Here is a 21,328-nt window from a genome sequence, read left to right as displayed (position 1 = left end):
CTGGCTCCCTCGCGCAGGCTGCACTGACCGGGCTGTGCCATCGACAGGGCGCGCGTCATCGCCTGCGGTGGGGAAGGGCCTCCCGCGGACCTGCGCACCACCGGAAGTGTTCTCCTGGCGTGATGGAGCGTCAAGGCCGCGAACGGCTCACCGTACGGCCACCACCGAGGAGCCGTGGCCGAACAGCCCCTGGTTGGCGGTGATCCCGACGCGGGCGCCCGCCACCTGCCGGTCGCCGGCCCGCCCGCGCAACTGCCAGGTCAGCTCGCAGACCTGGGCGATGGCCTGCGCCGGCACCGCCTCGCCGAACGAGGCCAGCCCTCCGCTGGTGTTGACGGGAATCCGGCCGCCGAGCGCGGTCGCGCCGTCCCGCAGCAACTTGGCGCCCTCGCCGGGCGCGCACAGCGCCAGGTCTTCGTACCACTGCAGTTCCAGTGCGGTGGACAGGTCGTAGACCTCGGCGAGGTCCAGATCGGCCGGTCCGATCCCGGCCTCCTCGTACGCCGCAGCCGCGATGGACGCGCGCAGTCCCAGCGCGGGCGGCTCCACCGCGACCGCCGAGTCGGTGGCGAAGTCGGGCAGGTCCAGCACGGTCTTGGGATAGGACGGGGTGACGGTGGAGACGGCGCGGATCCGCACCGGGTCCGTGGTGTGCCGCCGGGCGAATTCCATGCTGCACAGCACGACCGCGGCGGCCCCGTCGGAGGTCGCGCAGATGTCCAGCAGCCGCAGCGGATCCGCCACGACCGCGGAGGCGGCGACCTCGCCGGCCGAGACGGCCTTGCGGTAGCGGGCGTTGGGGTTGGCGGCGCCGGCCGCCGAGTTCTTCACCTTGACCTGGGCGAAGTCCTCCAGGGTGTCGCCGTGCACGGCCATGCGGCGGCGGGCGTAGAGGCCGAAGTACGTGGGGTTGGTGGCGCCCAGCACGCGGAAGCGCAGCCAGTCCGGGTCGTCGGGGCGGTTGCCGCCGGCCGGGGCGAAGAAGCCCTTGGGCGCGGCGTCCGCGCCGATCACCAGGGCGACGTCCGCCATCCCGGCCAGGATCTGCGCCCGCGCGGCGTTGACCGCCTGGGCGCCCGACGCGCAGGCGGCGTACACGCTGCTGACCCTGGCCCCCTGCCAGCCCAGCGCCTGGGCGAAGGTCGCGCCCGCGACATAACCGGGATAGCCGCCGCGCACGGTGTCCGCGCCCACCACGAGCTGGATGTCGGTCCAGGCCAACCCGGCGTCGGCGAGGGCCGCGCGGGCGGCGGCGACGCCGTACTCGGTGAAGGACCGGCCCCACTTGCCCCACGGGTGCATGCCCGCGCCCAGCACCGCCACGTCGCGCGTCATCGGCCGCCTCCCAGGGGCTTCCAGTGCCAGGTGGTCCACGTGGTCTCGTCGTCCTCGTTGAGTACGCCGGGGACGAGTTCGACCTCCATACCGACGGCGAGGTCCGCCGGAGCGGTGCCGGGGGCGGCCTGGCCGAGCACCACCATGCGCTCGGCCGCGAGTTCCACGGCGACCAGGACGTACGGTTCCCACTCCCGGCCGGGGTCGGAGACGTAGGGCGCGGGCGGGCGGTAGCGCCCGTCGGTGTACGACCAGACCCGGCCGCGCCGGGACAGTCGGGTCTCCTCCAGCGTGGTGCCGGAGCAGGCCGGGTTGCGGCAGAAGGTGTCCTCCCGGGGGAAGAACACCGAGCCGCAGTCCTGGCAGCGGGTGCCGATCAGCCGGAAGTCCTCGCCGGTGCCTCCGGCGGCCGGTCCGTCGGTGGTGGGCGGGCCGGGCTCCGTGAACCAGCCGGCCACCACAGGTCTGCGTGCTCGCGCCACGTGCCGCCTCCCCTTTTTATCTGACGGTTCGTCAGGAGTCTGCCACGGTGGGCCGGGGGAGGGAATGGCGGGGCCGGGCCCGGGGCCCGGCCCCGGGAGTCGCGTCGGCGGTCGGATCAGTCCCGCGGCTGTTCCGCGAGCCATTTGGCCGCGATGTCGCCCAGCTCCGCGTCCCGGCCGGCCAGCATCGTCGCGATCATCTTCGCGTCGCCGCGCAGCGACCAGGCGGGGTGTCCGAACGAGGCCGGGTTGTTCCCCTCGATCAGGAAGTGTGCCGGCCAGGCCGTCCCGTAGCCGATCAGCGGCAGCGCCGCCAGGTACCGCTTGCGTCCCCGGGCCAGCCCGTACGCGCTGACGGCGAGCCCTGTCAGCGTCCCGGTCAGGTGCACCCAGCGGGTGGCGGACCTGGAGTGCATCGCCACGTAGTAGGGCCAGAAATCCTCGAACGATTCGAATGTCCGCTGTGTCATGTCCGCACGCTAACCCCACCGCCCATCCGGCCGACAGCCCTCGCATCCCTGGACGCGGACGGGAGCCGGTGCTAAGTTCTTCTCGAATCGAGAATTACTCAATGTGAGAAGAACTCGGAACCCGACGAGAGGCAGCCATGGCACCGCAGCAGGAGGAGGAGCGCTTCCTCGCCGCCTACGACCCGCGCGCCTTCGACCCGATCGCCGTGACCGTCGACGTGGTCGCCCTGACGCTGCGCGAAGGCGCCCTCCACGTCCTGCTGGTCCGCCGGGGCGCGCCGCCGTTCGAGGGCGCCTGGGCGCTGCCCGGCGGATTCGTCCGGGCCGGCCGGGAGTCCCTCGACCAGGCCGCGGCCAGGGAGCTGGCCGAGGAGACCGGTCTCGACGCCGCCGACGGGCTCGGCCGGGTGCACCTCGAACAGCTCGGTTCGTACGGCCACCCGGAGCGTGACCCGCGGATGCACGTGGTCTCCGTCGCCCACCTCGCCTTCGCCCCCGACCTGCCGGACGCACGGGCCGGCAGCGACGCCGCGGCCGCCGCGTGGATTCCCGTCGCAGAAGTTGAACCCGGCGGGCAACCGGACGCGCCGGACCCGCGTCCCAACGAACAGGGCCGGCGGCCCGGGGCCCACGGGGGTGGTCCCGGTCGCCGGCCCGCAGGCCCCGAGCTGGCCTTCGACCACGCCCGCATCCTCGCCGACGGCCTCGACCGCGCGCGCTCGAAGATCGAGTACACCCCGCTGGCCACCGCCTTCCTCGGCGAGCAGTTCACCGTCTCCGAACTGCGCGCCGTCTATGAGGCCGTCTGGGGCGCGACCCTGCACGCGGGCAACTTCCACCGCAAGGTGCTCTCGGTCCCCGGCTTCGTCGAGTCCACCGGAGGCACCGCCACCCACGGCAGCGCCCGCGGCGGCCCGCGCGCCCGGCTCTACCGCGCGGGCGACGCCCGCCTCCTGCACCCCGCCCTGCTGCGCCCGGACCGCGAGGAGACCGTGCGATGACCGTCACCAGCGGCGCCTGCCACACCTTCGACCAGGCCTTGGCCGCCCTGCGCCACGGCTTCCCCGAGGACCGGGCGGCCGCCGGCCGGCTGCACCGCCGGCTCGCCCGGCTGCTGCACCCCGACACCGCGCCGCCCGGCCGCCGGGCGGAGGCCTCGGCCGCCTTCCCGGCCCTGACCGCGCGGTGGACGGAGTACTGCGACGCCGCGAACCCCGCGCCCGCCACCGTCACCACCCGCCGGCACACGTACCTGCTCGGCGATGGCGGGCCGCAGGCCACCGGCGACCTCGCCGTGCTGCGCCGCGCCACCTACCGGCGCGTCGACGGGACCCGGCACGACGCGCTGCTGAAGATCCCGCTGCGGCCCTACGACAACGACCTGATCGAGCACGAGGCCGATGTGCTGACCCGACTCGACACCCGGGCGGATCCGCGCCACCGCGCCTACGCCCCCCGGCTGATCGAGACGTTCCGACACCGTGACACCAACGGCACCGAGCGCCGGGTCAACGCCCTCGAACCGCTGGACGGCTTCCACAGCCTCGCCGAGGTCGCCGCCGCGCACCCCGGGGGCCTGGACCCGCTGGACGCCGTCTGGATGTGGCGCAGGCTGCTGGTCGCCCTCGGCTGGGCGCACCGGGCCCAACTGGCGCACTGCGCGGTCTTCCCCGAGCACGTCCTCATCCACCCCGCGATGCACGGACTGGTGCTCGTCGACTGGTGCTACGCGACCGCGACCGGCACCACTGCGCCGGTCCTCATCGAGCGGCACCGCGAGCGGTACCCGCCCGAGATCCCCGGCCGCCGGCCGGTCACCGAAGCCACCGACCTCCACCTCGCGGCGCGCTGCATGGAGCACCTGATGGGGGAGCGCATCCCCCAACCGCTGGCCGCCTTCGTGCGGGGCTGCACGCTCCCCGGCGAAGCGGGCCGGCCGCACGACGCCTGGCGGCTGCTCGCCGAACTGGACGAGCTCCTGGACCGGCTCTACGGGCCGCGCACCTTCCGCCCGTTCACGATGCCGGTCGGCTGACGGCGTCCCGGCGACCGATCCGACGACCGACCCCGACAAGCACACCCGAACACCTCACCAAGGGGGAACACCATGGGCAGCGGAAGCTGGTCCACCAATGTCTACGACGCCGCCGCGCGCTACCGTGCCGCATCCGGCGCCGGAGCCTTCGCCTACAGCGACCACGTCACCTCGTCCGCCCCGCGCGGCTCCTGGACGGCGCACCCGTCCCTGGACCCCAAGGACCTCACCGTCCGCGAGAGCCGCGACTCGGACGAGCACCCCACGTCAGTCGCCATCTCGGTGCTCTTCGACGTGACCGGTTCGATGCGGTCCGTGCCGCAGACGCTGCAGACCAAACTGCCGGAGCTGTTCGGGCTGCTGCTCCGCAAGGGCTATGTCGAGCACCCGCAGATCCTCTTCGGCGCGGTCGGCGACGCCACCTGCGACCGGGTACCGCTCCAGCTCGGCCAGTTCGAGTCCGACAACCGGATGGACGCCGACCTCGGCAACATCCTGCTGGAGGGCGGCGGCGGCGGGCAGATGACCGAGTCGTACGAGCTCGCCCTGTACGCGATGGCCCGGCACACCTCCATCGACTGCCACGAGAAGCGCGGCCGGCGCGGCTACCTGTTCCTCATCGGCGACGAGATGCCGTACGGGAAGGTCAAGGCACGCGAGGTGCGCGACGTCATCGGCGACGACCTGCGGGAGGACATCCCGATCACCGCGATCATCGCCGAGCTGCGCCGCAAGTTCGACGTGTACTACATCTTGCCGGCCGGGTCCTCGTACGTGGGCAACACCGAGGTCCTCGGCCTGTGGCGCAAGCTGCTGGGCCAGAACGTCATCGAACTCGACGACCTGGACGCGGTCTGCGAGACGATCGCGCTCACCATCGGTCTCGGCGAGGAGGCCATCGACCTCGCGGAGGGCCTCGCCGACCTCGACGACGTCGGTTCGGGCGCGGGCGCCTCCGTCGGCAAGGCTCTGGCAGCCATCAACCGCGACCGCACGTCAGCGGCCGCCTCGGCCCCCCTGATCGAAGGAGCGGGCACATCCCCGACCGGGGGCACAACGCGTCTGTGAGCCGAGCCGGGACGCGGCGGAGGGGGCACGGCGGGGTGTCCCCGCAGGGCGGCGAACGCACTCGACCCGCACCCTGACGCGGACACGAGCGTTCGTCGCCCGAGGAGATACCCCGGCGGGCCCCCGACCCCTGAGCTCAACCCCCATCCCAGAGCGCAACGCACCCCAACCCGCACGCCAGACCCCACACGCACCCCCCGGAGGGGCCATGCACAGCATCGTCGTCGACCTCGGCTACGGCGACGCGGGCAAGGGCGCCGTCGTGGACCGGCTCTGCTCGGCGGAGCCGGTCCGGGCGGTGGTCCGCTTCAACGGCGGCGCCCAGGCCGCGCACAACGTCGTCGCACCCGACGGACGCCACCACACCTTCGCCCAGTTCGGCTCCGGCACCCTGCACGGGACGCCCACGTACCTGTCCCGCTTCATGCTCGTCGACCCGCTCGCGCTGATCGCGGAGGCGGACCACCTCGCCACGCTCGGCGTCCGGGAGCCGCTCTCGCTGCTGACCGTCGACCGGGACGCCGCGCTCACCACCCCGTACCACGCGGCCGCCAACCGGCTGCGCGAACAGGCCCGCGGTGGGCAGCGGCACGGCTCGTGCGGCATGGGCATCGGCGAGACCGCGGCGTACGCCCTCGCCCACCCCGAGGACGCGCCCCGGGTGGGCGACTGCGTCTCCCGCCCCCGCCTGCTGCGCAAACTGACCCTGCTGCGCGACCGGTTGTCCGACGAGCTGGGGCGGCTGCCGGCGCCGCCCGTCGAGCACTGCGCGGACGCCTTCGCGGCGTTCGCCCGTGCCGTCACCCTGGCCGGCGAGGGGCATCTCGCGGGGCTGCTGGCCGAGGGGCCGGTGGTCTTCGAGGGCGCGCAGGGCGTACTGCTCGACGAGTGGCACGGCTTCCACCCGTACACGACGTGGTCGACGACCACCTTCGCGAACGCCGAGACGCTGCTGGCCGAGGCGGGCGGCGCGGGCACGGCGCGGCGGCTCGGAGTGGTGCGCACCTACACCACCCGGCACGGGCCGGGCCCGCTGGTCACCGAGGACCCGGAACTGGCCCGGGAGCTGCCGGAACCGCACAACGGGCACGGCCGCTGGCAGGGCGCCTTCCGCATCGGGCACTTCGACGCGGTGGCGCACGCCTACGCCGTCGAGGTCTGCGGGGGAGTGGACGCGCTGGCCGTCACCCACCTCGACGCCCCCGCCCGTTGCCCGGGACTGCGGATCGCCCGCGCCTACGGCATGGACGGCCGGCTGGTCGAACGGCTCCCCGCCGGAGCCCCCGGTGACCTCAGCGGACAGGCCGAGCTGACGGCCCGTCTGGCGGCGGCCGGACCGGCCGTCTGGGAGACCCCCGGCGCCGACCCGGACGCCTGGTCGGCCGCCGTCGGCGAGGCGCTGTCCGCCCCCGTCGCGCTGGAGTCCTACGGGCCGACGTGCGAGGACGTCAGGGACCTCCGCGAGACCGGGAAGTCGAAGTACGTGTCGGGGAAGAGCTCCGGCTTGTACGTGTAGTGCCACCACTCCTCGGCGAGGTTGACGAAGCCCAGCCCCTCGAGGGTGTCCTTGAGCAGCAGCCGGTTCTCCCGCTGCACGCCCTCGATCCGCGGGTCCAGGGTGTGGGAGAGCGTGTCGAAGTAGTCGAACGGGGTCCCCATGTCGACCGTCGCGCCCGAGCGCCGCACGATGGTCACGTCCAGGGTGCTGCCCCGGCTGTGCCCGGACTTCGCCGCGATGTAGCCGTCCTCGAACAGTCGCGACTTGTCGACATTCGGATAGAACTCGTCCTTCATCCGCTGGTCGTCGAGGTCCTTGGCCCACGCCACGAAGTGATCGACGGCGCGCTGCGGCCGGTAGCAGTCGTAGACCCTGAGCGTGTACCCGCGGCGCAGCAGCTTCACCTGGGCCGCGTGCAGCGCCTCGGCGGCCGGCCGGGTCAGCAGGCAGATCGGCTGCCGGTAGCCGTCGATGGGCACCCCGACGAAGTTGTGCGGGGTGAAGTAGCGCATCTCCTGCTGGATCGTCGGGTCGACGTCGTGGAGTGCCACGAACGCCTCGGGGGCCTTGGGCCCGCCTCCGTCACCGTGCCCGGAACGCGCCTGCGCCGGTGCGGCGGCGGAGCCCGCGGTGACGGCGATCAGCGTGGCGACGGACACGGCGAGGGTGCGGAGCACGGTCGTGAGTCGTGGCATGGGTCCTCCAGCGGTCGGACGGATGTGGGTACCGCATGTGGGCGCGGTCGTCGACGCGCAACAGTGTCGTGGATCGAGGGTGCGGACAAGTGCTCCCGGGCGGAGTGATCGGATACAGTCCCGGCGTGCCCCGTCGCGAGAAGGACTCCAACTGCTCTTACTGCGGTACCGCGTTCGGGCCCGCCCCCGGCTGGCCGCGGACCTGCGCCTCCTGCGGATCCACCGCCTACCGCAACCCGCTTCCGGTGGCGATCGCGCTGCTCCCGGTCCGCGACGACGCCGGCACCGGGCTCGCCGTCATCCGCCGCACCATCGAGCCGGGGTACGGGCTGCTCGCCCTTCCCGGCGGTTTCATCGACCACGGTGAGACGTGGGAGCGGGCCGTGGTCCGCGAGCTCGTCGAGGAGACCGGGATCGAGGCGGCGGCCGACCCCGTGCTCGCCGACACCCTCACCGACCCGGAGGGCGGGTTTCTGTTGGTCTTCGGGCTGCTGCCGCTCCGCGACGCGGCCGACCTGCCGCCGTCAGTGCCCACCGACGAGACCGAGGGCTGGGAAGTGCTCCACGCGCCGGCCGAGTTGGCGTTCCCGCTGCACACCCTGGCCGTCCGCCGCTGGTTCGACGGCGGATACGGTGCACAGGACGCACACGGGGCCGCCCGACAGCGCGGGTGACCCCACACCCCGTCACCCCGCCACCCCGGCAGCCCACACCCCGTCACCCCGGCAGCCCGCGCACCCGCACCGGGTGACCCACCTCGTCCTCCCCCTCGCGCTCCACCACCACCTGCCCGTCGACCAGCCGCGACGTGAAGCGCTCCACCAGCGGTGCGGCCCAGCCGTCCCCCTCGTCGGTGAACACGATCCCGCCGCCCGTACGCCCGGCCGCCGGCGCCCACACCTCCAGTTCCACGGTCCCGTCGTCGCCCGTCACCGGCAGGACGGCGCCGGCCCGCGCCAGCACCGGGATCCGGCCGAGCGGCGCGTCCAGCAGGACCTGGCCGGGCCCCTCGTACGCGGTGCCGGTCGCGGTGTCGTACCAGCGGCCCCGTGGCAGCCGGATCGCCCGGGTGACCGAGCCGCGCTCCATGACCGGTGCCACCAGCAGGGCGTCGCCCAGCAGGAACGCGTCCCCGCAGCCGCGCAGCCTGCGGTCCTCCGGATCGTTCCACCACAGCGGCCGCACGTACGGCGCTCCGGTGCGGCGGGCGAGGTGGGCGAGCGTGTCGAAGTACGGCAGCAGCCGCAGCCGCTCGCGCAGCGCGGCCGTCGCGTGCTCCTCGACCTGCGGTCCGAACCCCCACGGCTCCCGCCGTCCCGCCTCGATCGCCGAGTGGGTGCGGAAGAACGGCAGGTAGGCGCCGAGCTGGAACCAGCGCAGATACAGCTCGGGGGACGGTGATCCGCTGAACCCGCCGACGTCGGGTCCCGAGTACGGCACCCCGCACAGCCCCAGGCCGATCACCAGGGAGAGTGAGGCCCGCAGCCCGGGCCAGCCGGTGGTCACATCGCCCGACCACGTCCCGCCGTACCGCTGCATCCCCGCCCAACCGGAGCGGGAGAACAGGAACGGCCGGGCGTCGGGCGCCAGTTCCCGCAGCGCCTCGTAGCCGGCCTGCGCCATGGCCAGCCCGTAGACGTTGTGCGCCTCGCGGTGGTCGCCGCCCCGGCCCTCCAGGGCGTGCCGCGCCGAGCGCGGCAGCGTCGGCTCGCCGAACGCGGTGAACGACACGGGCTCGTTCATGTCGTGCCACACCCCGGCGAAGCCCTGCGCCAGCCGCTCCGCGTAGAGGGTGCCCCACCACTTGCGCGCCCGCGCGTCGGTGAAGTCCGGGAAGACCGCCTCGCCCGGCCACACCATGCCGCGCACCTCCTGGCCCCGGGCGTCCCGTACGAACGCCCCGGCGGCCGTCCCGCCGTCGTACACCTGGTTGCCCGGCTCCGCCTTCACCCCGGGATCGATGATGGACACCAGCCGCACCCCGTCGCGCCGCAGATCCGCGGCGAGCCCGGGGAGATCGGGGAACCGCTCCCGGTCCACGGTGAAGACCCGGTGGCCGTCGTAGTGGTCGATGTCCAGGTGCAGGGCCGACAGCGGCAGCCCGCGCTCCCGGTAGCCGGCCGCGATCCTGCGGACCTCCTGCTCGTCGTTGAACCCCCAGCGCGAGTGCTGGTAGCCCAGGGCCCAGCGCGGCGGCAGCGCCGGCCGCCCGGTCAGCGCCGTCCAGCCCGCCAGGATCCGGGCCGGAGAACCGGTCAGCACCCAGTAGCGCAGCGGTCCGCCGTCGGCCCGCAGCTCACAGCCGCCGGCCCGGTCGTGCCCGGAGCCCGCGCCCTCCTCACCGTCGCGCAGCGTCACCCGGCCGTCCCAGGTGTTGTCGTGGAAGACCAGATGGCAACTGGCGTCCGCGACCACCATCTGCACCGGCATGGTGATGTAGAGCGGGTCGTCGCCGGGGCCGAAGGCGCCGCCCGGGTCGGTGTTCCACAGCCGGTACGAGCCCTCCCGCAGCCGGGGGCCCGACGCCCGGCCACCGAGGCCGAACACGCACGCGTCCGCGGCGGTCTCCGAGCGCTGCACCCAGCGGGTGCGGTCGCCCGGCTGCCGGCCCGCCGGATCCCACCAGCGGGGCGGAAGGTCCCGCCGCAGCAGTACACCGCCCGGGGTGCGGAACTCCACCGCGCCATGGCGCGAGACCAGGACCGTCACCCGCTCCGACACCACCCGCCAGCCGTCCCCGGTCCTGTCGCGTTCCATCTCCACCCGGGTGTCGACGGGCGGCCCGTCCCCGGCCACCGCGTACGACGGCTCCGGCTCGGCCCCGTCCCATCCGCAGAACACCGCGCCGCCCACCGCGACCCGCACCCGCAGCGTCGAGCGCGTGAACCGCACCACCCCGCCGCCCGGCAGCGGCTCCATCCCCAGCGCGGGCCCGGGCACCCGGGCCCGTTCCGTCCCCCGAGGTGGCAGGTCGCGCCCGTCCGTGCGCTGCCGGCGCCACGCGGACCGCAGCGTCCGCAAGCCGTTCGCGGAGCCGACCATCCGTACCGACCGCACCACGTCCCGAGCATTCATGGCGCCCACCCTTCCATTGCTCCCCGCCGCTGTACCGCGCGTTCAACCGGTGTTCACCTGTAGGTGCACCACATCGCGACACTCCCCGTTGTGGGGGCCCCGCCCTGGCGCCGGAGACGATCACGTGGCATCGTCCTGCCCAGCCCTGCCGTAGGACATTCCGCCCGCGCAGGGTCCAGCCGCACACAAAGCGACGTCGCCGTACCGTCCGGGAGCCGCCCCATGAGCACCACGACCGAGCCCGCCCACGCCCCGGAGCCCTTGTGGACCCCCGGCCCCGAGCGGGTCGCCGGCGCGCGGGTCACGCACTTCCAGGCCTGGGCAGCGGAGCGGCACGGCGCCCCGGCCGGCGACCCGGCGGACCCAGCCGCGAGCTACCGGGCGCTGCACGCCTGGTCGGTCCGGGAGCCGGCGGTGTTCTGGGGGGCCGTCGCGGAGTGGTTCCAGGTGCGCTTCTCCACCCCGTACGAGGCCGTGCTCGCCGACGCCTCCATGCCGGGCGCCCAGTGGTTCACCGGCTCGGCCCTCAACTACGCCGAGCACGCGCTGCGTCCGGCGCTGGACCCCGAGCGCGCCCACACCCCCGCCCTGGTCCACCTGGACGAACGCCCGGAGATCGCCGAGACCAGCTGGGCCGAACTGAGCCGGCAGGTCGCCTCCGTCGCGGGCCGGCTGCGCGCCCTCGGCGTCACACCCGGCGACCGCGTCAGCGGCTACCTGCCCAACATCCCGCAGGCCGTCGTCGCGCTGCTCGCGACCGCCGCGGTGGGCGGTGTGTGGACCTCCTGCGCCCCGGACTTCGGCGCCCGCAGCGTTCTGGACCGCTTCCAGCAGGTCGAGCCCGTCGTCCTGTTCGCCGTGGACGGCTACCGGTACGGCGGCAAGGAGCACGGCCGGACGGACAGCGTCGCCGAGCTGCGGGCAGAACTGCCCTCGCTGCGCGCGGTCGTCCACATCCCGCTGCTGGGCACCAAGGCGCCCGACGGCGCGCTGGAGTGGGAGGCCGTCGTCTCGGACGACACCGCGCCGGCGTACGAGCAGGTGCCGTTCGACCACCCGCTGTGGGTGCTGTACTCCTCGGGCACCACCGGCCTGCCCAAGGCCATCGTCCAGTCCCAGGGCGGCATCCTGCTGGAGCACCTCAAGCAGACCGGCCTGCACATGGACCTCGGTCCCGGCGACCGCTTCTTCTGGTACACCTCCACGGGCTGGATGATGTGGAACTTCCTGGTGTCGGGCCTGCTGGCCGGCGCCACCGCCGTGCTCTACGACGGCAGCCCCGGCCACCCCGACACCGGCGCGCAGTGGCGGATCGCCGAGCGCACCGGCGCCACCGTCTTCGGCACCTCCGCCGCCTACGTCATGGCCTGCCGCAAGGCGGGGGTCAGGCCGGGCCGCGACTTCGACCTCTCCGCGGTCAAGTGCGTCGCCTCGACCGGTTCACCGCTGCCGCCCGACGGGTTCCGCTGGATCCACGAGGAGGTCAAGGAGGACGTGTGGATCGCGTCCGTCAGCGGCGGCACCGACGTGTGCAGCTGCTTCGCCGGCGGCGTGCCCACCCTTCCCGTCCACATCGGGGAACTGCAGGCGGCGGGTCTGGGCACCGACCTGCAGGCCTGGGACGTGTCGGGCCGGGCGGTCACCGGCGAGGTCGGGGAGCTGGTCGTCACCAACCCGATGCCGTCGATGCCGGTGCGGTTCTGGAACGACCCGGGGGACGCCCGCTACCGCGAGAGCTACTTCGAGATGTTCCCCGGGGTGTGGCGGCACGGGGACTGGATCACCATCACCGAGCGCGGCACCGTGATCATCCACGGCCGTTCCGACTCCACCCTCAACCGGCAGGGCGTCCGGATGGGCTCCGCCGACATCTACGAGGCCGTCGAACGGCTCCCGGAGATCCGCGAGTCCCTCGTCATCGGCGTCGAGCTGCCGGACGGCGGCTACTGGATGCCGCTCTTCGTCCACCTCGCGCCGGGCGCCGAGCTCGACGACGCGCTGCGCGGCCGCATCAAGGACGTGATCCGCGTCGAGCTCTCCCCGCGCCACGTCCCCGACGAGGTCATCGCCGTCCCCGCGGTGCCCCACACCCTCACCGGCAAGCGCCTGGAGGTCCCCGTCAAGCGGCTGTTGCAAGGCGCGGCCTTCGACAAGACGGTCAACCCCGGGTCTGTTGACGACATCGAGGCGCTGCGCTTCTACGAGCGGCTCGCGCAGGAGCGCCGCGCCTGAATCCGACGACGGCGAGTGCCGTGCTGACGCGGCCGACCGCGTCAGCACGGCGCCGCCCTCACCCGGTGTACTGGGCGAAGATCTTCGAGAACTCGTAGGGCGCCTGCGGGACGTTGGTGCACAGGTACAACGCCCCGTTGCAGGCGTTGCGGTCGCGGGTCTCCTCCCAGAAGCCGAGCATGCCCAGGTGCCTGCCCTGGGCGAACGACACGAGCTGACGGGAGTCGGCCTGGTCGAAGACGTGCCCGTCGTCGTTCTGGCCGAGCATCGGGGTGACTCCGGTCATCGCCCACAGCTGGGCGTCGGTCCTGGTCGGGTACAGCGATTTGAGCTGCGCCTGGGTGCTCTGCGCCGCCTGGACGGCCGCATCACCGTAGTCCGTGGCGCGGTAGTAGTCCATGGCCATGACGTTGACGGCGTCGAGGGTGACGCCCGCGTCGCGCGCGGACTTCACGATGTTGATGCCGTCCGCCGTCAGCCCCTCGGGCAGCACCGGCAGGGTGAGGGAGATGTGCAGCCCGGGGTGCGCCTGCTGGAGCCGGGCCAGCGCCTGGGAGCGGCGGCTGATGGAGGCGGGCTCGGCGGTGGCGGACCCTTCGATGTCGAAGTCGGCGTAGGTGAGGCCGTATGCCGTGACGACGGCGTCGTACTCGGCGTACAGCGCGTCGACGGTGGAGCAGGCCTGGGCGAGTTCCGCTCCGGAGGCGCCGCCGAAGGAGATCTTCACGTCACCGCCGGCCGCCCTGATGGCGTCGACCTGGTCCTTGGCCCAGCCGGCGCGCGGGTCGTAGGCGTTGAACCACATGGCCTTGCAGGCGGAGGCGGTGATGAAGGCCATGGTGAAGCTCTTCAGCCCGCTCGCCGCGGCCATGGCGGGCATGCTCGGCGTCGGCCAGGCGCCCATGTCGACATAGGGGGCGGTGTGCACGGTGCCGGGCCCGGGGCCGCCGCCCGCGGTCGTGGTGCCGCTGACCGACATGCTGTAGGCGGAGGTGTTGCCCGCGGTGTCCTTGGCCCGGACCCGGAAACCGTAGCCCGTGGTGGGCTGCAGCCCGGTGGCCGTGTACGACGTGCCGCTCACGGCCACGGGCGCGGCGTTGTCGCGGGAGACCTCGTAGCCGGCGACGGAGCCGGAGTCGTCGGTGGAGGCCGTCCACCGCACGGTGAGGGAGGAGCCGGTGGCCGAGCCGACGGTGACGCCGCCGGGCACCGAGGGGGCGGTGGTGTCGGCGGGCCCCGCGTCGCAGGAGCCGCCGTTCAGCAGGCAGTTGGCCGGGGTGCCCGAGCCGGCGGCGACCCAGCCGAAGACCGCGGAGGCGCCGGGGGCCAGGGTGCCGTTGTACTCGCGGTTGGTGAACGTGTAGTGGGAGGCGTTCTTGGTGAGCAGCGCGTCCCAGTAGCTGCCGACACCGCTTCCCGACGGCAGGTCGAACTCCACCTTCCAGCTGGTCAGGGTGGAGGTGGAGCCGTTGGTGATCCGGTACTGGGCCTGGTAGCCGGAGCCCCAGTCCGAGGTCTTGGAGAACGCCGCCGAGGCGCCGCCCGCCGCGGCGGCGGGCGGCGAGAGGAACAGGACGAGCGTCCCGAGCAGTGCCAGGACGAGCGTGAGGGATCTTCGCATACTGGACTCCCATAGGTCTGTACCAATGCCGCCCACTCTGTGAATACTTGACCACCAGGTGCGCGTCAAGGCTCACGTCAGGAGTCACTGACGACCCGTCAACCTCGTCAACCTCCGTAGGTGCTCTCCGACTCGCCCAGCACCGCGGCGAAATCGGCCGCCAGTCCGGCCGCGTCCTCCACCGGCAGGGCCGCCGTGGTGATCCGCACCCCGGGCGCCGACGCGGTACGGAACCGGGCCCCGCCCGCGACCCACCACCCGTGCGACCGCAACCCGTTGACCACCGCCGACTCGTCCCTGACCGGCACCCAGACGTTCAGCCCGCTGCGGCCGTGCGCGGGGATGCCGCGCCGCGCCAGTTCGCCGATCAGCGCCTCGCGGCGGGCGGTGTACGCGGCCTCGGCCCGCGCCACCAACGCGGTCGTCGCCGGATCGGCCAGCAGCCGCAGCACCGTCTCCTGCAGCACATGGCTCACCCAGCCCGAAGTGAGCAGCAGCAGGCCGTCATGCCGGGCCAGCGACGTCTCGTCGCAGGCGAGCGCGGCCCACCGCAGGTCACTGCCCAGGTGCTTGGACACGGTACGGACCTGCGCCCAGCGGGGCAGGCCGCCGGTGGTGAGGGAGTGCAGGGGAACGCCGGAGGTGTCCGCCGTGTAGTCGTCCTCGATGACCAGCACCTCGGGGGCGGCGGTCAGCACCGCCAGCAGCTCCGCCCGGCGCCGCTCGGAGAAGCACGCGCCCATCGGGCTCTGCGACCGCGGCATGCACACCACCGCCCTGGCCCCCGCGCGCAGCGCGGCCCGCAGTGCCTCCGGCCGCATCCCCTCCTCGTCCACCGCCACCGGCACGATCCGCAGCCCCAGAGCCGGAGCGAGGTCCAGCAGCCGGTGGAAGCCCGGGTCCTCCATCGCCACGGCGTCGCCCGGCCGCAGTTCGGCCGAGAGCAGCCGGCCGACGCAGTCCAACGCGCCATGGGCGAACGTCACCTGCCCGGCCGGAACGCCGTCGCGCTCGAACCAGCGCCTGGCCGCCTCCTCCAGTGCCGGCAGCCGGGGCGAGGTCCGGTGCGAGCCGGGCCCCGGAACCACCCGGGTCGGCGGCACCAGATCGGGCAGGAACGCCGGATCGGGATGGCCGCCGGCCAGGCTGCGCACGCCCGCCGGGGTCTTCGGGGGGCGGCGCGAGCCGCTGGTCCCGACGGCCGGCGCCTCGGCGACCACCGTCCCGCCACGCCCGCGGGTCAGCACGATGCCGCGCTGCCGCAACTCCTTGTAGGCCGTGGCCACGGTGCCCGGACTCACCCCGAGATCCTCGGCGAGCCTGCGTACCGGCGGCATGGCGCTGCCGGGGGGCAACGAGCCGTCCGCCACCGCGCGTTCGACGGAAGCGGCGATTCCCTTGGCGGTCGTACCGCTGATCGCATATTGTGTTGCCACATTAACAAGTATGTATTGATACAAAGAAGTGGTCAAGGGGGAACGGGTGCGCAGGCGACCGGGGACAGGGACAGCGATGGCGGCGCGGATACCGGGAGGCCCCGACGGCCGCCGGATGCTCTGGATCAACTTCGTGGACAAGACCGGCTCCGGTCTCTGGCTGAGCGTCACGGCGCTGTACTTCCTCGTCGTCGCCCACCTCAGCGCCGGCCGGATCGGTCTGCTGATGGGACTCGCCGGCGCCGTCGGCATCGCCGGCTCGCCCGTCGCCGGCCGCCTCGCCGACCGGTTCCCGCTCACCCGGCTGCTGCTCGCCGTCCAACTGCTGCGCGCCGCCTCCGGTCTGCTGTTGCTCGCGGCCGACGGCTTCTGGCAACTGCTGCCCCTGGTGGCACTGGGCAGCTTCGGCGAACGCTCCGCCTCCGTCCTCACCAAGCTCTACGCGGCCCGCGTCGCAGGCCCCGACCGGTCCCGCTACCAGGCGGTGCAGCGCACCGTCGTCAACGTCGGCTACACACTCGGCGGCCTCGGCGCCTCCGTAGGCCTCGCCTTCGGCAACGCCACCGTCTATCGCGGCCTCCTGCTCGCCGACGGCCTCTCCTTCTGCGTCGTCGCCGTACTCGTCGCCCGCTGCGCCGAACCCCCGTCCGCCACCCGGACGGTGGCCTCCTCCGCCACCAAACCGCCGGCCGCGGCGCTCGCCGCCCGCCCGGCACCGTCCTCCAACCCGTGGCGGGACCGCGGCTACCTCGGCTACGCCGCCACCGACGCCCTGCTCTTCCTCGACGGCTCCGTGCTGCGGGTCGGCATGCCGCTGTGGATCATCAGCTCCACCACCGCCCCGCACGGGCTCGCCGCGCTGCTCTTCGTCATCAACACCGTCGTCGTGGTGCTCTTCCAGGTCCGGCTCTCCCGGCACGGGCGCACCCCGCGGCTGGCCGCCAGGACCCTGCGGCACGTCGCCGCCTGCTACTTCCTCGGCGGAGCGGCCGTGGCGGCCTCCGTCGTCGACGCCCGCTGGGCGGCCACCACCGCACTGCTGCTCGCCGCTGTCGCCTTCACCTTCGTGGAGATGTACCAGGCCACGGTCTCGTGGGAGCTGTCCGTGGCGCTCGCCCCGGACGACGCGCAGGGCGCGTACGTCGGAGTGCACGGACTGGCCCAGTCCGCCGAACGCGCGGCGGGCCCGCTGATCATGACCACCGCGGTGATCGCCGCGGGGCCGCTCGGCTGGCTCGGCCTCGGCACCGCCCTCGCCGGAACCGCCTTCCTGCAGAAGCACATGGTGCTGCGGCGCCTCGGATCCACACGGACGGTGACGGAGCCGTCCGGATTGTCAGTGCCGACGATTACGGTGAGTGAGAACTGATCGTCGCGCCGAGGGGGAGCCATGGCACACACCAGGAACGGGAAGCGGAACCACCGGAGGAACAGCGGCCGGACCGGCGGCCGTTCGCGGGGCCGGGCACCGCGCCGGGCGAGCGTGCGGCGCTCCCTGCGCAGGGAAGCGCCCAGCATCGTCGCGCTGCTTGCCGGCGAAAGGGACTTCGCCGCGATGCGCGGCCCCCGCGGCCTCCCCTGCGAGGACCACACGGAGTACCTGCGGCAGATGGACGGCGTGCTGCGTTCGCTGCTCTCCCAGGGGCTGTTCGTCACCGTCACCCTCTTCGACCCGGAGGAGTACGCGGAGTACTGCGCCGACACCGGCCGTGACCCGGACACCCCCGCCAGCCGCGCCCGCTACACCGCCGACATCACCGCGAACGGGCCCGGCGTCCCGTACAGCGGGCAGCCGGTACGCCAACTCATCTCCCAACTGGACCACGAGACCGACCGGCAGGCTGCCTGGGACCGGGCCTCCGACGTTCTGACCGCCGCCGAAGACCACACCGACAGCGGACGGGATCTCGCCCGGCTCGCCTTCGAACGGGCCTCCCGGGCGCTGGTGGGACTCATCGAAACCGCCGGCACCGGCATCCACCACGTGGTCTGCAGCGTGCAACTGGACGACGCGCCACTGCTCGCCGTCCTCACCACGGAGCGCACCGCTTCCGGCCGGATCCACTGCGCCGAGGCCGACGCCCTGGTGTTCTGCACGGTCCTCGCCGCGGCCGCCGTCAGCGGCAGCTCCGCCGGCATCGTCATCCGGACCACCGTCGCCGACGGCCGGGACGAGGTACGCGGCTGGTCCGTGCGCGACGGCTGGCCGCGACCCCTTACCGAGGCGGAAGTCTTCAACGCCTACTGCACCGACGCCGAAACCGGAGAACCGGTACCGCCGGAACCCGGCGTCACCTACCGGGCCGGCCTGCCGCTGAGGCCTTCACCGCACGACTGACGCGGGCCCCACACGACCGACGCCCCCACGAGCGAGGGGCGTTCCACCGGACTCCGGTGAAACGCCCCTCGAAGCTCCCGGCCGCACGGCCGGTGGCTGTCACTCGCCCGACAGCACCGCCTGCGCGGCACGGCGCGCCTCGTCGGCGGTGTCGGTCGCCCGAGCGGCGACCGCCGCACGCTCGCACTGCGCGAGCGTGTACTTCGCGAGCGTGGCGCGCACATAAGGAATGGAGGCAGCGCCCATGGAAAGGCTCGTCACGCCCAGACCCGTGAGCACACAGGCCAGCAGCGGATCGGCCGCCGCTTCGCCGCAGACACCACAGCTCCTGCCCTCGGCCTTGGCCGCGTCGGCCGCCGCCGCCACCAGGTCGAGCAGCGCGGGCTGCCAGGGGTCCTGCAGACGCGAGACCGCGCCGACCTGCCGGTCGGCCGCGAACGTGTACTGCGCCAGGTCGTTGGTGCCCAGCGACAGGAACTCGACCTCTTGGAGGATGGACCGGGCCCGCAGCGCCGCCGAGGGGATCTCGACCATCGCACCGAACTTCGCCCGCAACCCGGCCTCGCGGCAGGCGTCGGCGAAGGCCTTGGCATCGATACGGTCGGCCACCATCGGCGCCATGACCTCGAGGTGCACCGGGAGACCCTCGGCCGCCTTGGCCAGCGCCCGCAGCTGCGTCTGCAGCACGTCGGGATGGTCCAGCAGCGATCGCAGACCCCGCACACCCAGCGCCGGGTTGGGCTCGTCGGCGGGGGTGAGGAAGTCCAGCGGCTTGTCGGCGCCCGCGTCGAGCACCCGCACGACCACCCGGCCCTCGGGGAACGCCTCGAGGACCTTGCGGTACGCCTCGACCTGCTTCTCCTCGGACGGCGCCTTCGCGGAGTCGTCGAGGAAGAGGAACTCGGTGCGGAACAGGCCCACACCTTCGGCACCCGCCTCCAGCGCCGCGGGGACGTCGCCGGGGCCGCCCACGTTGGCGAGCAGCGGGACCTTGTGGCCGTCGGAAGTGGCACCGGGACCCGAGGTCGCCGACAGGGAGGCCCTGCGGGCGGCGGCGGCCTCTTCGAGCTCCGCGCGCTTCTCGGCGCTCGGGTTGACGAAGAGCTCACCGGTGCTGCCGTCCACGGCGATGACGGTGCCTTCGGTGATCTCGCCCGCGCCGGGCATGGCCACGACGGCCGGGACGCCCAGGGCGCGCGCCAGGATCGCGCTGTGACTGGTGGGACCGCCCTCCTCGGTGACGAAACCGAGGACCAGGGTCGGGTCGAGGAGCGCGGTGTCCGCGGGCGCCAGGTCCCGCGCGATCAGTACGTAGGGCTCGTCGCTGTCCGGGACACCCGGCATCGGGACGCCGAGCAACCGCGCCACGATGCGGTTGCGGACGTCGTCCAGGTCGGCCACCCGGCCGGCCAGGTACTCGCCCGCGTTGGCCAGCAGCGCACGGTAGGAGGCGAAAGCGTCGTACACGGCGCGCTCGGCGGAACTGCCCACCGCGATCCGGCGCTCGACGTCGGCCTGCAGCTCGGGGTCCTGGGCCATCATGGCCTGGGCCTCCAGCACGTGCTGGGCCTCACCGCCGGCCAGGTTCCCACGCGCGATCAGGTCGGCTGCCACCGCCTCGACGGCCTGCCGGGCACGGCCCTGCTCCCGTGGTGCCTCGTCCGACGGGATCTGCTTGGCCGGGGGCTCCAGAACAGCGGTACCCATGTGCCGTACCTCGCCGATCGCCACACCGTGGCTGACACCGACGCCTCGCAGCGTTGTCTCCATCTCACCTGTCTCCGGTCACTGCGACGGTCGTGCCGTCGCTCAGATTCTTCCGACGTCCTCGTTGACGCCCCCTGGGGTACTGCGGGGTACAGCGGGGGGAACTACTGCCAGACGAAGAGTTGGGCGCCGGCCTTGACGTCACCTTCGGCGGTCATGTCGCTCAACGCCTCGGCGGTGGCCTCGAGGGCCACGACGGGGCAGACCGGCGACTTGCCGGCGGCCTCGACCGCGGCCGGGTTCCAGCGGATGACCTCTTGTCCCCGCCGCACCGTGTCGCCCTTCGCGACGAGCAGTTCGAAACCGTCACCATTGAGCTGAACGGTGTCGATGCCCAAGTGCGTCAGTACACCGTGGCCCTCGTCATCCACGACGACGAACGCGTGCGGGTGCAGGGAGACGATGACGCCGTCGACGGGGGAGACCGCGGCCGAAGGCTCTCGCACGGGGTCAATGGCGGTGCCGGGGCCCACCATCGCGCCGGAGAACACCGGATCAGGCACAGCCGCGAGCCCGATGGCCCGTCCGGCCAGGGGAGACGAAACGATCGTCATTGGGGAAGCCTCCTAGATGCGGAGCTCAAAGACGCCGTCACTACCTGTCACCGGACGGCGATGCCGCTTGAGCAGCCTAAGTCATGTGAAGTAAGGATTCCGCCCGAGCGGATCCGACCATCGGGTGATCGATCCCGACCACTCAGTGTGGCATCCGCACCGGACCCGATCGGGGGCCGAAGGACCCTGACAGCCGATTTGCACGGGGCGAAGGTGTCCAGTACCGTGGCACAGCCGCCTGGACGAGTGCCTCGGAAACGTATGTTTTCCACGGCAGACTCGAATTGGCCGGTAAATCCGACGAATGGCTTCTGCTAAAGTCGGGTGCAGCGGGAAAGCCGAAAGGCGGAAACGCTGGAGCAACACAAAGCAAGAACTGCAGGACTCCCGCTGACTGGGAATCGGACACGAAAGCGTCTGATAGAGTCGGAAACACGAAGGGAAGCCCGGAGGGCGCCGGAAACGGCACCAAAGGAAGCGTCCGTTCCTTGAGAACTCAACAGCGTGCCAAAAGTCAACGCCAGACTTAAAACACCCCGGGCGGAACCCATACGGGTTTCGTTTGGTGGTTCCTTTGAAAAAGTCCTTTCGCCCTCCGGTCCTTCGGGACGGGAACTGGCGGGAGGCGAATAACACAGCGAGGACGCTGTGCACCACGGGCCTTATTCCGGCCGGTGGTGCCGCTCTTGCGTGGAGACATTCACGGAGAGTTTGATCCTGGC

General features: G+C 72.8%; 17 protein-coding genes and 1 rRNA gene (1 of these 18 cut by a window edge). 9 read left to right on the top strand and 9 right to left on the bottom strand.

Annotated elements, in window-relative coordinates; all coding sequences use genetic code 11:
• Window positions 1–147 precede the first annotated feature (147 nt).
• The 3 genes from M2266_RS04190 to M2266_RS04180 all read right to left on the bottom strand — a co-directional run bounded on the left by M2266_RS04190 (window position 148) and on the right by M2266_RS04180 (window position 2,287).
• Complete coding sequence (locus tag M2266_RS04190) at window positions 148–1,335, bottom strand: lipid-transfer protein (protein ID WP_277436887.1); 1,188 nt, start codon at window positions 1,333–1,335, stop codon at window positions 148–150.
• A complete protein-coding gene (locus tag M2266_RS04185) occupies window positions 1,332–1,793 on the bottom strand; it encodes a zinc ribbon domain-containing protein (RefSeq protein WP_277441061.1) in 462 nt (153 codons plus the stop codon). Before M2266_RS04185 ends, M2266_RS04190 begins: the two co-directional genes overlap by 4 nt.
• Window positions 1,794–1,933: 140 nt before the next feature.
• On the bottom strand, window positions 1,934–2,287 hold the full coding sequence (locus M2266_RS04180) for a DUF962 domain-containing protein (protein ID WP_277436886.1): 354 nt from the start codon (window positions 2,285–2,287) through the stop codon (window positions 1,934–1,936).
• 137 nt (window positions 2,288–2,424) lie between these two features.
• Between M2266_RS04180 and M2266_RS04175 the strand changes: the two genes are divergently transcribed.
• The 4 genes from M2266_RS04175 (at window position 2,425) to M2266_RS04160 (ending at window position 6,906) form a co-directional block, all read left to right on the top strand.
• Window positions 2,425–3,288: an NUDIX domain-containing protein gene (locus tag M2266_RS04175; protein ID WP_277436885.1), complete on the top strand. Its 864-nt coding sequence runs from the start codon at window positions 2,425–2,427 to the stop codon at window positions 3,286–3,288.
• Window positions 3,285–4,322 (top strand): molecular chaperone DnaJ, encoded by a 1,038-nt coding sequence (locus tag M2266_RS04170; RefSeq protein ID WP_277436884.1) that lies wholly within the window; start codon window positions 3,285–3,287, stop codon window positions 4,320–4,322. Before M2266_RS04175 ends, M2266_RS04170 begins: the two co-directional genes overlap by 4 nt.
• Before the next feature lie 72 nt (window positions 4,323–4,394).
• The gene (locus M2266_RS04165; RefSeq protein WP_277436883.1) at window positions 4,395–5,390 is read left to right on the top strand and encodes a hypothetical protein; all 996 of its coding nucleotides are present in this window, start codon (window positions 4,395–4,397) and stop codon (window positions 5,388–5,390) included.
• Between the two features lie 208 nt (window positions 5,391–5,598).
• On the top strand, window positions 5,599–6,906 hold the full coding sequence (locus M2266_RS04160) for an adenylosuccinate synthetase (RefSeq protein ID WP_277436882.1): 1,308 nt from the start codon (window positions 5,599–5,601) through the stop codon (window positions 6,904–6,906).
• Here the strand turns inward: M2266_RS04160 and M2266_RS04155 are convergent.
• Window positions 6,816–7,583: a M15 family metallopeptidase gene (locus tag M2266_RS04155; RefSeq protein WP_277436881.1), complete on the bottom strand. Its 768-nt coding sequence runs from the start codon at window positions 7,581–7,583 to the stop codon at window positions 6,816–6,818. The genes M2266_RS04160 and M2266_RS04155 overlap by 91 nt on opposite strands.
• A gap of 125 nt (window positions 7,584–7,708) precedes the next feature.
• Between M2266_RS04155 and M2266_RS04150 the strand changes: the two genes are divergently transcribed.
• A complete protein-coding gene (locus M2266_RS04150; protein WP_277436880.1) occupies window positions 7,709–8,257 on the top strand; it encodes an NUDIX domain-containing protein in 549 nt (182 codons plus the stop codon).
• 43 nt (window positions 8,258–8,300) lie between these two features.
• On the opposite strand, the gene M2266_RS04145 is transcribed toward M2266_RS04150, so the two are convergent.
• Complete coding sequence (locus tag M2266_RS04145; RefSeq protein ID WP_277436879.1) at window positions 8,301–10,658, bottom strand: glycoside hydrolase family 31 protein; 2,358 nt, start codon at window positions 10,656–10,658, stop codon at window positions 8,301–8,303.
• A gap of 222 nt (window positions 10,659–10,880) precedes the next feature.
• On the opposite strand from M2266_RS04145, the gene M2266_RS04140 reads away from it, so the two are divergent.
• Window positions 10,881–12,890 (top strand): acetoacetate--CoA ligase, encoded by a 2,010-nt coding sequence (locus M2266_RS04140; protein WP_277436878.1) that lies wholly within the window; start codon window positions 10,881–10,883, stop codon window positions 12,888–12,890.
• A 58-nt stretch (window positions 12,891–12,948) separates the two neighbouring features.
• Here M2266_RS04140 and M2266_RS04135 read toward each other — a convergent pair whose 3' ends face one another.
• Both M2266_RS04135 and M2266_RS04130 read right to left on the bottom strand, forming a co-directional pair.
• Window positions 12,949–14,511, bottom strand: coding sequence for a cellulose binding domain-containing protein (locus tag M2266_RS04135; RefSeq protein WP_277436877.1), 1,563 nt, complete (start codon window positions 14,509–14,511; stop codon window positions 12,949–12,951).
• A gap of 107 nt (window positions 14,512–14,618) precedes the next feature.
• Entirely contained in the window at window positions 14,619–15,947 is a 1,329-nt protein-coding gene (locus M2266_RS04130; RefSeq protein WP_277436876.1) for an aminotransferase class I/II-fold pyridoxal phosphate-dependent enzyme, read from the bottom strand.
• Window positions 15,948–16,062: 115 nt separating this feature from the next.
• Between M2266_RS04130 and M2266_RS04125 the strand changes: the two genes are divergently transcribed.
• On the top strand, window positions 16,063–17,316 hold the full coding sequence (locus tag M2266_RS04125) for an MFS transporter (protein ID WP_277436875.1): 1,254 nt from the start codon (window positions 16,063–16,065) through the stop codon (window positions 17,314–17,316).
• Between the two features lie 21 nt (window positions 17,317–17,337).
• A complete protein-coding gene (locus tag M2266_RS04120) occupies window positions 17,338–18,285 on the top strand; it encodes a hypothetical protein (protein WP_277436874.1) in 948 nt (315 codons plus the stop codon).
• Between the two features lie 99 nt (window positions 18,286–18,384).
• On the opposite strand, the gene ptsP is transcribed toward M2266_RS04120, so the two are convergent.
• Window positions 18,385–20,055, bottom strand: coding sequence for a phosphoenolpyruvate--protein phosphotransferase (ptsP, locus tag M2266_RS04115; RefSeq protein ID WP_277436873.1), 1,671 nt, complete (start codon window positions 20,053–20,055; stop codon window positions 18,385–18,387).
• A 101-nt stretch (window positions 20,056–20,156) separates the two neighbouring features.
• Entirely contained in the window at window positions 20,157–20,606 is a 450-nt protein-coding gene (locus M2266_RS04110) for a PTS glucose transporter subunit IIA (RefSeq protein WP_277436872.1), read from the bottom strand.
• Between the two features lie 699 nt (window positions 20,607–21,305).
• Here M2266_RS04110 and M2266_RS04105 point away from each other — a divergent pair.
• Window positions 21,306–21,328: ribosomal RNA gene (locus M2266_RS04105) — 16S ribosomal RNA — on the top strand (it continues 1,500 nt past the right edge of the window).

The organism is Streptomyces sp. SPB162, assembly GCF_029504575.1.
GTDB lineage: Bacteria > Actinomycetota > Actinomycetes > Streptomycetales > Streptomycetaceae > Actinacidiphila.
This window is presented reverse-complemented; position numbering and strand designations above follow the sequence as displayed.